General features: G+C 43.3%; 14 protein-coding genes. 1 reads left to right on the forward strand and 13 read right to left on the reverse strand.

The annotated features are described in order from the left end of the window. Window positions 1-15: 15 nt before the first annotated feature. From NSU16_RS17130 to NSU16_RS17145, 4 genes are all read right to left on the reverse strand, one after another. Complete coding sequence (locus NSU16_RS17130) at window positions 16-1,956, reverse strand: ABC transporter permease (protein ID WP_168748823.1); 1,941 nt, start codon at window positions 1,954-1,956, stop codon at window positions 16-18. After that, complete coding sequence (gene psdA / locus NSU16_RS17135) at window positions 1,931-2,710, reverse strand: lantibiotic ABC transporter ATP-binding protein PsdA (protein WP_010331992.1); 780 nt, start codon at window positions 2,708-2,710, stop codon at window positions 1,931-1,933. The genes NSU16_RS17130 and psdA overlap by 26 nt, the downstream gene beginning before the upstream one ends. Before the next feature lie 84 nt (window positions 2,711-2,794). Beyond that, window positions 2,795-3,865, reverse strand: coding sequence for a HAMP domain-containing histidine kinase (locus NSU16_RS17140; protein ID WP_339191613.1), 1,071 nt, complete (start codon window positions 3,863-3,865; stop codon window positions 2,795-2,797). Then, window positions 3,859-4,572, reverse strand: coding sequence for a response regulator transcription factor (locus NSU16_RS17145; RefSeq protein WP_326218424.1), 714 nt, complete (start codon window positions 4,570-4,572; stop codon window positions 3,859-3,861). Before NSU16_RS17145 ends, NSU16_RS17140 begins: the two co-directional genes overlap by 7 nt. 147 nt (window positions 4,573-4,719) lie before the next feature. Here NSU16_RS17145 and NSU16_RS17150 point away from each other — a divergent pair, with 147 nt between their 5' ends. Beyond that, window positions 4,720-4,929: a hypothetical protein gene (locus NSU16_RS17150; RefSeq protein WP_010331995.1), complete on the forward strand. Its 210-nt coding sequence runs from the start codon at window positions 4,720-4,722 to the stop codon at window positions 4,927-4,929. Window positions 4,930-4,964: 35 nt separating this feature from the next. On the opposite strand, the gene NSU16_RS17155 is transcribed toward NSU16_RS17150, so the two are convergent. The 9 genes from NSU16_RS17155 to NSU16_RS17195 all read right to left on the reverse strand — a co-directional run bounded on the left by NSU16_RS17155 (window position 4,965) and on the right by NSU16_RS17195 (window position 14,060). Further along, window positions 4,965-5,720, reverse strand: a complete 756-nt coding sequence (locus NSU16_RS17155; protein WP_326218425.1) for an arylamine N-acetyltransferase — start codon at window positions 5,718-5,720, stop codon at window positions 4,965-4,967. Between the two features lie 10 nt (window positions 5,721-5,730). Next, window positions 5,731-5,988 carry an HPr family phosphocarrier protein gene (locus NSU16_RS17160; protein WP_010331997.1) on the reverse strand — a complete coding sequence of 86 codons (258 nt, stop codon included), beginning with the start codon at window positions 5,986-5,988 and terminating at the stop codon, window positions 5,731-5,733. 23 nt (window positions 5,989-6,011) lie between these two features. After that, entirely contained in the window at window positions 6,012-6,962 is a 951-nt protein-coding gene (gene whiA / locus NSU16_RS17165; protein ID WP_010331998.1) for a DNA-binding protein WhiA, read from the reverse strand. A gap of 22 nt (window positions 6,963-6,984) precedes the next feature. After that, on the reverse strand, window positions 6,985-7,938 hold the full coding sequence (gene mgfK, locus NSU16_RS17170; protein ID WP_010331999.1) for a gluconeogenesis morphogenetic factor: 954 nt from the start codon (window positions 7,936-7,938) through the stop codon (window positions 6,985-6,987). Window position 7,939: 1 nt separating this feature from the next. Next, window positions 7,940-8,827, reverse strand: a complete 888-nt coding sequence (rapZ, locus tag NSU16_RS17175; protein ID WP_010332000.1) for an RNase adapter RapZ — start codon at window positions 8,825-8,827, stop codon at window positions 7,940-7,942. Window positions 8,828-8,851: 24 nt separating this feature from the next. Beyond that, window positions 8,852-9,328: an 8-oxo-dGTP diphosphatase gene (locus NSU16_RS17180; RefSeq protein WP_168748829.1), complete on the reverse strand. Its 477-nt coding sequence runs from the start codon at window positions 9,326-9,328 to the stop codon at window positions 8,852-8,854. A gap of 319 nt (window positions 9,329-9,647) precedes the next feature. Continuing rightward, window positions 9,648-10,598: a thioredoxin-disulfide reductase gene (gene trxB, locus NSU16_RS17185; RefSeq protein ID WP_168748830.1), complete on the reverse strand. Its 951-nt coding sequence runs from the start codon at window positions 10,596-10,598 to the stop codon at window positions 9,648-9,650. A 218-nt stretch (window positions 10,599-10,816) separates the two neighbouring features. Beyond that, window positions 10,817-12,226, reverse strand: coding sequence for a peptidoglycan DL-endopeptidase CwlO (gene cwlO, locus NSU16_RS17190; RefSeq protein ID WP_010332003.1), 1,410 nt, complete (start codon window positions 12,224-12,226; stop codon window positions 10,817-10,819). A gap of 379 nt (window positions 12,227-12,605) precedes the next feature. Further along, window positions 12,606-14,060 carry a tetratricopeptide repeat protein gene (locus NSU16_RS17195; protein ID WP_339191617.1) on the reverse strand — a complete coding sequence of 485 codons (1,455 nt, stop codon included), beginning with the start codon at window positions 14,058-14,060 and terminating at the stop codon, window positions 12,606-12,608. Between the last annotated feature and the right edge of the window lie 3 nt (window positions 14,061-14,063).

Below are 14,063 nucleotides of genomic sequence, written 5' to 3' on the forward strand. Positions count from 1 at the left end.
AGACCGGATTTCATATTACATATGCTGGAGTACAGCACGCTTATAAATATGACGTGTGACGATATAATAAACAGCCTGGAATACAAAATAAATAAAGATGACGATCACGGCCTCAAGAAATAAGTTAGCATGCAGCATGTTGCTTAACGCCACATACGCAAAACCGGCGTGAATCGTACCCGCGATAAACGGGATGAAGAACAAAAATCCAATTTGTCTTCCAAGGATAGAGTGAATCTCTTTGTCCGTAACTCCCATTCTCTTTAATGCTAACACTTGCACTCTCGTATCTTCTATTTCAGTAAACATCCGCAAATACAGCATGCTGCCTTGAACAATAAAAAACAGTACGCTGACAAACAGACCAATAAACAGCATGAGTGCGACTCCCTGCTTCACAACTTGAAAACTCGGAGCACGCGTTTGAAAATCAGATGTATGTTCTTTCGGCACCATGTTTTCAAGCTTCTCAGAGACCTCCACCGTCTCCTGCCAATGCTCAAGCTCATAGCCTACCACTCTTGTCTGATCCTTTAGCCGCACCTCCTGTGTCAGGCTGTCAAAGCTTTTTTCGCTGACAACCAATAAACGGCTGACTCCTCCGACTGACATCAATATCCCTTTGTTTTGCTGCTTTTTCATGACATAGGAAAGTGATTTTCCTGACTTCATATGAAACGCTGCTTTTTCCCCTTCCCCGAACGTATCTTTCACCATCATTTGAAACGGAACATTGATAAACGCTTCATTTTCTTGTACATGAATAACAGGAAAACCTTTTTCCTTTGCGACTTGATTATAAATTTTCTCTGAAATCAGCAAGGCCTCTGCTTCCGCTTTCCTGTTCCCATACGGCAAATCTGATTGAAATGTAACAGGAATCCCTGTGGCATTCACCTTATATTTAATCTCAGTATTTGCTTTTTTCAATGTATTCTCAGCGGTCTCAGGCTTCATAACCTGAAAGCGGGAAGCGTCTTTTTCCACCCAGGCAACAGATTGAGGAATGCTTTGCTCCTCCTGCCTTTCTAAATCAGCATAAAACATATAGATCACACCTGTAGCGGTTAAAATGACTGCTGTAATCACAGAGGTTAAAAACAGCATGCGTGCGTGATCTTTCAGCCTGAATATCATGTTGGAACGCACAATGATATTGGTTCCTTTGTAAAAGCTGTGTTTCTTTCTGTACAGCATGCGAAAAAACGCGACACTGCTTTGTGTAAAAAAGAAATACGTGCCGATTAACACTAAAATCAAAATCGGAAAGACACGAAACATCATGTCGATCGCATTGGCTGTGGCAGACAGATAATAACCGCCAGCCAGACAAAGCAAAGACAGCACAGTGAGCCATTTTGAATAGGCCGGTAGATTTTTAGGTTTTTGAGCTGATTTAATCAAATCTATGATTTCGAGCTTGCGAATCTGCCCCAGCGATAAAATAAGCAGGACTTGAAACAATATGAGAAAACCGACCGCCGTCAGCACAAATGCTTTCGGTACAATCGCAAACGAGATCGGCACCTTCACACTGAGCATCCATGTCATGACCATAAAAAACAGTTTCGAAAATAACAGCCCCGTGCCGATACCGGCCGCAATCGCCGCAAGAGAAATCAGCGACTGCTCATAATAAATCATCTTTCGGAGCTGCTGCTTTGATGTCCCGAACAGCGTAAACAAGCCAAACTCTTTCTTTCTCGCTTGTAAAAATGCTGAATTTGAATAGGAAATAAAGAATATACAAAACACGATAATGACGATAAGAGCTGCGCTCAAACACGTTTTCACAAGGCTTCCGCCATACACATTGTCTTCCGTCACATCCGGGTGAAAAATAAAAGAGGTGAAGACGAAAAAGACCGAGACGGCAAACACACAGCTTAAGAAGTAAGCGACATATCTTTGCAGATTCCCAATAATGTTCTTACGGGCGATGGTTCTCAAATTCATGAAAATCGCCTCCCAACACACTCAGGGTATCCAGGATACTTTGATAAAACACCTGCTGATTCGTTCCCCTGCGGATCTCTGAAAAAAATCTTCCGTCTTTAATAAAGACGATTCGTTTACAGAAGCTTGCCGCTGTGGCATCATGCGTAACCAATAGTATCGTTGCTTCCTTTTCTTCATTCAGCTGAGCCAGCGTGTTCATCACCTGTTTTGCAGATTTTGAATCAAGGTTGCCTGTCGGTTCATCCGCCAGTATCAGAGCCGGATTATGAATAATGGCTCTTGCACAGGCCGCACGCTGCTGCTGGCCTCCCGACACTTCGTACGTACGGTGGTCCAGAATATGTTTGATTTGCAATGTATCTGCCAGTTCATCTAAGCGGTTTTCCATTTCACTCAGCTTTACCTTGTCCAACGCGAGCGGAAGCAGGATGTTTTCCCGAATCGTCAGCGTATCAAGCAGATTAAAGTCCTGAAAGACGAAGCCCAGCTCTCTTCTGCGAAACAGAGCCAGGTCTTGATCCTTTAACGTTTTCGGCTGGATGCCGTTGATCATCATCTCGCCCTGGGTCGGCTTATCAATGGTGGCCAGCAAATTCAGGAGCGTCGTTTTTCCGCTTCCTGACGGCCCCATGATGCCGACAAATTCTCCTTTATTTACACTGAGATCAAAATCGCTAAGCGCCTGATATGACATCGTTCCTTTATTTGAATAATATGTTTTTGACAGCTTCGTTGTTTGCAGCACGTTCATGCCTCTGATCCTCCTTTTTTCTTTATTATAAAAAGGAAGTCAGCAGCCTCCCATCGAACTTTCTTTCAATCTCGCTTTCGAACCTTACAATGCTGTCACATTTGCCAGAGTGTCACTTGAAAAGACAATTGTCATCACGGAGCCCGCTCCCTCTTTTGATTGTGCGTCCAGTTTATGGCCCAGCTGGCTGCACACCTCTTTCGCCAAATAGAGGCCCATTCCTGTCGCCTGTGTCATGCTTCTCCCGTTTTCACCAGTAAAAAACGGATCAAAAATCCGGGGAAGATCCTGCGCCGGGATGCCGATACCGTCATCTGCAACTGATAAACGCGTCTCATGTCCTTGCGTTTCAATCCGGATGGTAATATGGTCACCAACGCCTTGCTTTGAATATTTCAGGGCATTGAAAAGGATTTGCTCCACAACAAAGGAAAGCCACTTTTGATCACTGGAAACTTGGACGGCGTTTGGCGGCACATGTAATTTCGGGAAAAGCCGCCGTTTAATAAACTGCCGTTTTTCCTGATTGATCAATGAGCGGACAAGCTCTGTCAAATCAAAGGTTTCAGGTTTTACATCAAAAGCGAATTCCTCCAGCCGGGCTGTTTGCAGCATCATATCCAGCCCGTGGCGAAACCGTTCATTTTCATCCTCCAGTTCCTCTAAAAATGTCTGAAAGGAAGAAGCGGTCCCGTTCTTTCCTTCTTGAATCATTAAGGAGATGACGGATACGGGTGTTTTCATATGGTGAATCCATTGATTCGTAAAAGTATAATGCTGTTTTTGTTTATTAATATATTGTGAGAGCTTTCCCGCGTATTGATCACCAAGCGCGTTAATCATTTTTGTCCAGAGGGCTTGTTCTCTAGTTCTTGGCTTGCGGGCTTCAAGTGACCGCCCTATGTCATTCGAAGCGGGTGCCTGATCGGCCAGTTTTTTCAAAAATGCCAGAAAGGAAACTTGCCGCATGTAGTCGGCAGTAAAACCAGCGGCCAAAAGGACACCAGGCAGGACCCATATGTATATCATATTTTCTGAAGCAGGCTCGGCACCGCTCTCTATAATGCTTAAATATGCGATAAACATGGCGGCACCTATGCTTAATAAGGAAAAAAGAATAATAGCTAATCGGTCGATGATATAAGTCTTTAACACTCCCGCTCATCCTTCCGATTGACTTCAAATACATAGCCCTGTCCCCTGATCGTTGCAATGGCATCTTTCAATCCGGCATTCTCCAGCTTTCTCCGCAGCCGATTGACATTGACCGTTAATGTATTATCATCAACAAAATCAACGTCGTCCCATAATGCCTCCAGCAATTCATCACGCGAGACAATTTTTTTGTGCTCTCTTATGAAAATCGAAAGCAGCTGAAATTCTTTTTGTGAAAACGAGATGCGGCTGTTCTTCCACTCCGCTTCATATTGATCTGGATATATCGTTAGACCGCCAAGCTCCACCAGTCTTGATTCCTGGGACAAAGAAGGAGAATACTCACCATAGGTCCTGCGCAGCACGCTTTTGATTTTGGCCATGACGACTTCTAAGTGAAACGGCTTTGTGATATAGTCATCGCCCCCGTTCTCAATCGCCATCACCTGATTCAGTTCATCAGTCCGCGCCGAGATAAAAATAATCGGAGCATTTGAAATCGTTCGGATTTGCCTGCACCAATAAAACCCGTCAAAAAAAGGAAGATTAATATCTAGCAGTACAAGATCCGGTTTCATTTCCGCAAATTCTTCCTTTATGTCATTCAGCTTTTCAGCTATTTTTATATGATATCCGTATTTCTGAAGATGGCCGCCCAGCAATGACGCAATCCGTTCATCATCTTCCACGAGTAAGATCCGATACACGTTTATCCCCCTTATATATCTAACACGGTGATTTTTCTAGAAGATTCCAAAATTATTATAGCATGTGGGGGATAGTAAATCGGGCTTTTTCTATTCATTATGGTAGAATGAAAAAAGGGAAAAATTTCTTAATAAGTAGGTGTTATTATGAAGATAATCATGCTACTTGTAACCATTACGTCAACTCTTTCAGCATGCCAGCCGAACTATACCGGGGAATACATAGAAATTGGAGATTCACTGACTGAATACGAAAAAGAGTGCTTTAAAGAGAATCACATTCCTTATCAATATGAAAAAGGGAAACTGTATATCCCGGAAGATGCATTTGATGTAGTAATCAATACTTGTTCATAAGAAAAAGCTTGCAGTATGTCTGCAAGCTTTTCACATTACAAAAAATAAGTGTTTAATTTCTCTTCAAACTCTGAAGGGGCGATGTCACTTTTTTGGCCTTCTCCGCCGTTTTCATGAATCGTAAAATGGCGGTCTGACATGACCATCCGCCCGTTCGGTGTCAACTTTGAGGCGAGCAGTGATTTGTTAAAAGGAGATTTTTCATGAGAATGAATCAGGTCCTTCATGTCATCTAAATCACCGGGATCCCTCTCTTCAAGGGTAAAGGCATAACCGATTTGCCAGCCTTCTCCTTTGTCCATCAACAGAAGATGGGTGCCCATTTCCGTCGCTTTTTCCTTGATTCGGAATGCTCCCACAGGAGATTGTACCGTTTCTCCGGAAAGCGGTATCGGCTCCAGCGCCAGGTTGATGCCAAAACCAATATCAACAATGTAATCTCCCTTTTCTGCCGACAGCCATACAGCAGCATGGGTTCCTTCTAATGCCCACTCTTCTTGTTTTCCTGCATAAACTGTTCCGCGAATGAGCTTCACATGAAAACCGGCATCACGTAAGACATAGTAAAGAAAGCCATTCAAGTCGTAGCATAGCCCCCCATGCTGTTCTTTGATCAGACGGCGCCAAAGCTCTTCTTTGGTTACCTTATAATTCTCTTTTGCAAGAACTGCCCGGTTTTCAAAAGGGTATCGGTACGCCATTGCTTTTAGAAAAAGGGGAAGATCCTCGAAGCTGACATGATCCTTCTCCCAGCCGATTTTCTTAAAACAGTCTTTCAGAAAATCACTCATTTTGTATCACCTAAACTTCCTCTTGAACATACGCCGAAAGCTTTTCCAGCGCCTCTTGTTCATCTTCTCCCTCGGCAATCAATATGACTTCTGTGCCTGTGCTTACCGCAAGGCTCATCAGCCCCATGATGCTTTTCGCATTTACTTTCTTCCCATCCTTCTCAAGAAACACATCTGACGTAAACCGGTTTGCTTCTTGTACAAACAAAGCAGCAGGACGCGCCTGCAGTCCTGTCTTTAATCGAACTTCCACTTTCTGCTGAACCATAAGATCTCCCCTTTTCTTTACGGTTATTTTAAAGTGACGGTTTGCCCTGTCCGCAGCTGTTCTGCGATTTCGTCAAGTTTTCTCAGCCTGTGATTGATTCCTGATTTGCTGATTTTCCCGCTCGCTACCATTTCCCCCAGCTCTTTCAGCGTCACTTCCTGGTAATCAATCCGCAGCTGCGCGATTTCCCGAAGTTTTTCAGGAAGCGCCTCCAAGCCGATTCTTTCATCGATGTATTTAATATTTTCCACCTGTCTGAGCGAAGCCCCGATGGTTTTGTTTAAGTTGGCTGTTTCACAATTGACAAGGCGATTAACCGAATTTCTCATGTCTCTGACGATTCTGACATCCTCAAAACGCAGCAATGAATTATGTGCGCCGATCACGTTCAGAAATTCAGTAATCTTTTCAGCCTCTTTTAAGTAAGTGATATAGCCTTTTTTCCGCTCGAGCGTTTTGCTGTTTAATTGGAACTCATTTAACAGTTCGCATAATGAATCGTTATGCTCTTTATAGAGAGAAAAAATTTCTAAATGGTACGAGGAGGTTTCCGGGTTATTGACTGAACCTCCCGCCAAAAATGCCCCTCTCATATAAGAACGCTTGCAGCATCTCTTTTTGACAAGCTCTTTTGAAATATTTCGTTCAAACACAAAATTCTCGCCGAGTATTTTTAAATCCTCTAAGATGAACTTTGCATTCTCTGAAAAACGCACAATGTAGACGTTATTCTTTTTCAGCCGCATTTTCTTTCTGACCAGCAGATCAACCGACACATCATATTGTCTTTTCAGCAATGTATAGATGCGGCGGGCAATCGCTGCATTTTCAGTTTGAACATCAAGTACGAGATGGCGGTTAGCAAATGATAAAGATCCATTCATTCGGATAAGTGCTGACAGCTCTGCCTTAATGCAGCAATCCTTCACTTCCAGGTTCGTTAATTCTTTTTTTGTTTCCGATGCAAATGACATATAGCCACCTCATTTCAAGGCTTCATTCTTTCAATAAATCGACAAGAAGAGAGGCCACTTTATGTGTATCGTGACGAATTACGCCATTTTTATGTGTTACGATTTGATCTCTGATAACTTCAAGCCCCATTGCTTTCAGCTCTTCGATATCAAAATCAACAGGACGCGCCGATTCTACTGCGTACTTACGTTTTATTTCGTCAGGAATGTCTTCACTGTTAACCAGTATGGTATCGATAAAACCGCAGCCCATATGCTGATTGAGCGCTTTCACATGATCAGCAGCGGTATAATGCAGCGTTTCTCCGGGCTGTGTCATCACGTTGCAGATATATACTTTTTTCGCCGGCGCCTTGATCACTTCTTCTCCAATTTTTGGAACGAGCAAATTGGGAAGAATACTGGTATATAGGCTTCCCGGTCCGATAATAATCAGATCCGCTTCCTTGATCACATCTATTGTTTCCGGCAGCGGATCAATGTTTTCAGGCGTCAGAAAAACGCGCTTAATACGCTGGCCGTACTCCGGAATAGTGGACTCGCCTGTGACCACGCGGCCGTCTTCCATTTCGGCATGCAGAACAACACTGGCATTGGCTGCCGGCAACACCTTTCCTCTTACATTCAGCACCTTGCTCATTTCTGTGACAGCGTGAAAAAAATCACCGGTTATATTCGTCATCGCTGCCAAAATTAAATTTCCGAGTGAATGGCCCGTTAAATCGTTCCCCTTATTAAAGCGGTGCTGAAAGAGATCCTCAACTAGCGGCTCTACATCGGATAAAGCGGCAAGCACATTTCTGATGTCTCCAGGTGGCGGGATTTTCAGTTCGTTCCGCAGCCGCCCCGAACTTCCTCCGTCATCAGCAACAGTGACAATCGCCGTAATATCAACGGGTTTATGCTTTAAGCCCCGAAGCAATACAGAAAGGCCCGTGCCGCCGCCAAAGATGGCAATTTTCGATTTTTGTTCCATCTTATTTCCGGCTTCTCTTTTCGATGTCCCGGTGAGTAACATGAGTATAGTAATCCTTTTTGAAATAGTCAGCTAAATACTCGGCAAGCGTCACAGAGCGGTGCTGGCCCCCTGTGCAGCCGATCGCAATGACGAGCTGGCTCTTTCCTTCTCTTTTGTAGGACGGCAGCATAAAGCTGAGTAAATCGATTAATTTTTCATTGAACTTTTGTGTTTCGTTCCACTTCATGACGTAAGACGATACCTCTTCATCTTTTCCGGTCAGCGGCCTCATGCTTTCGATATAATATGGGTTCGGCAAAAATCTGACATCAAACACGAGATCGGCATCAATGGGGATACCGTATTTGAAACCAAATGACATGACATTTACCGTAAATGTCTCGCCTTGGTTTGTCGCAAAATGCTTTACGATTTTCTCGCGCAGATCGCGCGGCTTCATGTCTGATGTGTCATAAATCATTTGAGAGCGGCCTTTTAATTCCTCAAGCAGCTCACGTTCCAGCGCGATGCCTTCGAGCGGAAGACCAGTCGCCGCCATCGGATGCGAACGTCTCGTTTCTTTATATCTCGTCACGAGAATCGAATCCTTCGCGTCTAGGAATAAAATTCGCGGTGTAATCCACGGATTTTCCGCCATTTCATCCAGCGCCTCAATCAGCCGGTCAAAAAATTCACGGCCGCGCAAATCCATAACAAGCGCGACCTTGCTCATTTTCGAATTTGATTCCTTCATCAGCTCTAAAAATTTCGGAAGCAATGAAGGCGGCAGATTATCGACGCAGAAATACCCGAGATCCTCAAAGCTTTGAATCGCAACGGTTTTCCCCGCGCCCGACATGCCGGTTATAATGACAAGCTGAATATCATGTGATTCACTAACACTCATCTTTCTCCCCCCTGACTTGTCTTTCTATTTGATATGCTGCGGATCTAAACGATAACTGAGCAGCTCAAACTCCGGTGTATACGTAAATGTGCCGTGCAGCAGCCCTTGTCCCTTCATCATAAAGTCCAGGATATGGCCGTCTCCCGGAGCCATAGGCAGGTTTTGAATCTCCTTCACATTGTGCCACTGCAAAATGCCTTCCTCTGATTCAGACACGTTCTCTCCCGTATAGGAATCAGCGACAAACGTAAACATCATCCACTCGGACACAATATGGTCACCGTCTTTAATGATAAAGGTAAAAACGCCTTTTAGCTGAGGATTTATAATATAGATACCTGTCTCTTCTCTAAATTCTCTGATGACGGAATCCCTGACTGATTCTCCGCTCTCCATCTTGCCTCCCGGCGCGACCCACCAGCCGCGTCTTGGCTTTTGGAGAAGAAGAACTTTGTCATCCGCCTTGAGAACACAATTTGTCACTCTTTGCAAGTACGTCACCTAACCTTCTCGTCCTGTCATCATCTCTTTATTATACCGTTTCAAGATGCCTCTCACAATGAAGAGACATTGACAATCTTTCCTTCTATTTTACAGCATATTCTTCCCAGCGTTCAGATGATTTTATTGTGAAAGGAAATTGTCTTTTATTTTTGGACAAAAAAAGGACACGGATAACTGGAGAATCCGTGCCAAAAGTGTATTCATTATAAAAAGGGGGTCAATTACTTTATTAATCATAACCGATAAGTTTTACACAACTGTTACAGCGGAATTAAAACCCAGTAACGTTATGTGAAACTCGTATGACAGCCCTTTTTTATTTTAAGGTTTTCAGCGTTTCCTGGAGCTCTTCGACATAATGCTGTACGCTTTGTGCCGCAATACTTCCGTCTCCTGTAGCCGTTACGATTTGGCGCAATGACTTTTCACGAATGTCTCCGGCTGCGAAAATCCCTTCAACCTTTGTTTCCATTCGGTCGTTGGTTTCGATGTAGCCTTCTTCATTCGTGATGCCAAGGTTGTCAAACGGTTTAGACAGAGGAAGCATACCGATATAAATGAATACGCCGTCTGTTGTGAATTCACTTTCTTCACCGGTCACCGTATCCACAAGCGTCACTTTGCCGACTTTGCCGTTTTCCTCATGAATTTCCTTCACGGTTTTATTCCATAAGAAATCTACTTTTTCATTATCAAACGCTCTCGCTTGGAGAATGCTTTGCGCACGGAGTTTGTCACGTCTGTGAACGATCGTTACTTTTGAAGCGAAACGTGTTAAGTACACGCCTTCTTCAACCGCTGAGTCCCCTCCGCCGACAACAACCAGCTCTTTGCCTTTAAAGAAAGCGCCGTCACATACTGCACAATACGAAACACCGCGGCCGCCCAATTCTTTTTCGCCTGGCACGCCGATTTTTTTATATTCTGCACCTGCGGCAATGATGACAGCACGTGCTTTATACTCTTTTGAACCGGCTTTTACAACTTTGTACTCTTTGCCGTCCACAATTTCTTTAATATCGCCATAAGCGTATTCAGCGCCGAATTTCTTTGCATGTTCAAACATTTTGTTGGAAAGCTCAGGCCCGAGAATGCTTTCGAAACCAGGATAGTTCTCCACATCTTCCGTGTTTGCCATTTGGCCGCCCGGAATTCCTCTTTCAATCATTAATGTCGATAAGTTTGCTCTAGATGTGTATACAGCGGCCGTCATCCCAGCAGGACCTGCGCCGATAATAATCACGTCATATATTTTTTCTTCTGACACACTCACTCACTCCTTAAAACGTCTTTTCGAGTTGGGCTCTTCCTTATAAGATAAGAATCCCCATCAAACGTATTCCTTACCCATATCCTATAAAATCTCATGGTGATACGCCATTTTTTTGCTCATTTTTTTCGAAACGCGATTAGATGTATTACAAAAGGGTATGTATTTAATAAAAGAAAGAGCCTTCTGTCCATAGAAGGCCCTTGTCTTATTTATTATTGAACAACACGTCTTACAACGCCTTTGAATGCTTTTTTCCAGTACACGTTGTTCATAGAGTCGACAGAGACACCATGAGATGTATTGTCGTTCAGGAACGTACCGTTTCCTAAGTAGATTCCAACGTGACCATTTGTTTTGTATGTGTCAAAGAAAACTAAGTCTCCTCGTTTCATGTCTGACGCGCTTACAGCTTGTCCTCTTCCAACTAAAGTATCAGTCGTTGTTCCGCCGACAGGTCCAAGGTTGACACCTGCAGAAGCGTAAGCCCAGCGAACGAATGATGAGCAGTCAAAAATACGGTTGTTGATATCAGACTGAGTGCGTCCGCCGCCAAACTTGTACGGAGATTGTCCGACAATGCTTGAACCAACGCTGATCGCACCTTCAATGCCGCCTGAGTTGCTGATGACAGTGCCGCCTGAATTGCTGTTTGAGCTGCTGTGCTTCTTAGAAGACGACCCGTTAGACGAACTGTTTGATGAACCGCTAGAAGAGTTGTCTGAAGAATCATCATCAGATGAGCTTGCTTTTGCTGTTTCAGTTGTAGCTGTTTGGCCATCTGTTTGTGTTTCATCAGATGCTTTTTGAGCTTCTTCCTGCTTTTTGATCAAAGCAGCCGCAGCTTCTTGTTGTTTTTTGATGCGTGCTTGTTCTGCTTCAGTATCTGCTTTTTGATTTGCAAGTTCAGACGCTTCTGATTTTAATTCAGAAATCGCCGCAGCCGTTTTCTTCTGGCTGTCTTTTGCTTCGTCGAAAAGCTTGTCTTTTTCATCTAGCTGTTTATCAAGGTCCTTTTGCATTGTTTCTAACTTAGCCAATGCAGCCTGTACTTCTTTCAGCTTATCATTCAGATCTGCTTCAGAGTCTTCAAGCTTCGCTTTATCCTGCTCTTGCTGCTTGATTAAATCTTTGTCTGCATCAACAATAGATGAAACCGCAGTAGCGCGTGAGATAAAATCACCAAAGCTTGTTGATCCTAAAAGTACATCTATGTATCCTTGAGATCCGCCGCTTTCCTGTAAAGAACGAACGCGTTTTTTCAGGATTTCGTTACGCTTTTCGATGCGTGCTTCTGTTTCTTTAATCTCTTTTTTCAGTTCTTTGATTTCTTTTTTCGTTTTATCGTTTTCTTCTTTTTTATCTTCGATTTTGTTACTTGTATCGAGCGCCTTAGCGTTAATGTCTTTCAGTTCTTTTTCAATCTTTGATTGGTTTTCCTGAAGCTCAGTTAATTCTTTTTCCTTCGCTTCAATGCTGGAAGCAACCTCAGATTGCTTGCTTTCAATTTTTTGTTTCTTTTCATCTAATGTTTCCGCCGATGCAGTTTTACTTGTAAATGGGATCAAAAAACTGCTTGTCCCGATGACGGAAGCCAAACCAAGTGTCAATAAACTCTTTCTCACTTTTTATATCCTCCCTTTTACTGTGAACCTGATCTCATTTGGAATTATTTTGAACATCAAGTTTCGTTCCTCATATTCTACGAGGAATGATGATTGTTTATGGTTAATTATTCTGTGCATCTCTTATTCTGGGTGTATAGCGTTTATTTCACATCATATGTAAAAAACACTAATTCCTTATGTACGAGAATCATTATACCATCAAGTTTCGACAAATTAGCGATAAATTTTATTACATTTGTGTTTCAAACAGATGTCAGGTTGCACATCATTTGTCATCTTTCTTAAATTGATAAAAAACCTGTCGATATTATTTTTAAAATATAATTTATAGAATAAAAAAAGAGTTGATTCCGCGAATCAACTCTCCATAAATATACTATTCTAAAATATCATCAATATATTTCATATATTTCGTCAAAGTGGCCGGAGAGATGCCAAATTGGGCTGCCGTTTCTTTTTTGGTGTCATGTTTGCCATGAGCTTCTTTCCAAATATAGTAGATAGCAGCAGCCCATCCGCTCACATTTTTCAGCGGCCCCGCTGCGCGGATTTGCTGTATCACATGGAATACCCAGCAGCTCATGACTTCTGTTTTCATCTCATTCTGTTCTGCTTCTTCCAGCAATTTAACCGTTTGATAAGCAAAAAGCGCATCCTCTGACACATCTGCTGCTGCGGAATCTCCGTGCAAGAGCAGCTTAACGAAATGGTTTTCAAACGGAGCGGTGATGCGCTTCGAGCGTATCACCGCTTCAAGATGCTCCGTTTCACCCTTGGTGCTGCTGATATAATAGGCAGCCAATCGTTGTTCTACTGACGAAGGAAGCACTTCCCGCCGCTCAACCCATGGAGCCGGACGGTCCGCTCCGGGATATTGCGATTCGACTTTTCTCCATACCGTTTCGGCAAATTCTGTATGGCCCGTAAAGTAAGCAGAGCACGAGAGCCAGTAGTAGAATGTGTCGTCTCCTTCAAAACCGCTTTTATATAGTGATCTGAGCCATTTGTACCCGATATCATAGCGGCCGACAAGCGACAGGGTGGCACCCAATTTATAGCGCTGTTCAAATAACATCGGATATACATTTGAAAGCTGATCACTCAGCTCTGCCACCTTATCATCTTCTCTTTCATAATAGTAGAAAACGAGAAGATTACATAAAGCGTGAAGATTTCCTTCATTATTATTCAGCACTTGATAAGCCGTTTGTTTCGCTTTCACAACATTGCCGGAATAAAAGTGGGCAAGGGCGAGATTATTATAAGCGGACCAAAGCTCAGGATATTCGTTTGTGATTTCCTCAAGGGCCGCAACAGCTTCAGCAAGCTGACCGCTTTCAAGCAATGACTTCGCCCGGTCTTGTTTGATTAGCAATTCATCCTGATCATATAGAGAATCCTCAGGCCCGCCGTCTCCTAAATCAAGCAGATCAAGCAGACTATCATTCTCTTCGGAAAATTCACCGTCCGGATCAGCGTCTGAATAAGCTGCAGCTTCTTTATAAGCTTCCTGAAAGAGTCCCAGATGGGCAAAGTTATTTGCTTTAAAATAATGACATTCCGGCATTTCCGTCTCCAGATTCGCCAAAATATAATCAAGCAGATCGTTTGATTCCTGGTATTGCCCCATCTCTGAATAAATGACCGCAAGCTGCGAAAGCATCTCTGAATCCTTCGGCTCCAAATGAACCGCGCGCTGGATCAGTTTGCTTGCCCGCTTCAAATTGCGTTCTTTATACGCCTTCAAACCTTTATGAAAAAAATAATGTCCATCTTGAAGCAGCTGGACAATTTGTGCGTGATTTTTATGTTCAGAAGTGTGTTTTCCCACAAC

It is taken from the genome of Bacillus sp. FSL K6-1003 (assembly GCF_037964945.1).
GTDB lineage: Bacteria > Bacillota > Bacilli > Bacillales > Bacillaceae > Bacillus > Bacillus mojavensis.

Coding starts and splice junctions, on each gene's coding strand:
- NSU16_RS17130 (WP_168748823.1), bottom strand. CDS start 1,956: ATGAATTTGAGAACCATCGCCCGTAAGAACATTATTGGGAATCTGCAA.
- psdA (WP_010331992.1), bottom strand. CDS start 2,710: ATGAACGTGCTGCAAACAACGAAGCTGTCAAAAACATATTATTCAAAT.
- NSU16_RS17150 (WP_010331995.1), top strand. CDS start 4,720: ATGAAGATAATCATGCTACTTGTAACCATTACGTCAACTCTTTCAGCA.
- NSU16_RS17155 (WP_326218425.1), bottom strand. CDS start 5,720: ATGAGTGATTTTCTGAAAGACTGTTTTAAGAAAATCGGCTGGGAGAAG.
- NSU16_RS17160 (WP_010331997.1), bottom strand. CDS start 5,988: ATGGTTCAGCAGAAAGTGGAAGTTCGATTAAAGACAGGACTGCAGGCG.
- whiA (WP_010331998.1), bottom strand. CDS start 6,962: ATGTCATTTGCATCGGAAACAAAAAAAGAATTAACGAACCTGGAAGTG.
- mgfK (WP_010331999.1), bottom strand. CDS start 7,938: ATGGAACAAAAATCGAAAATTGCCATCTTTGGCGGCGGCACGGGCCTT.
- rapZ (WP_010332000.1), bottom strand. CDS start 8,827: ATGAGTGTTAGTGAATCACATGATATTCAGCTTGTCATTATAACCGGC.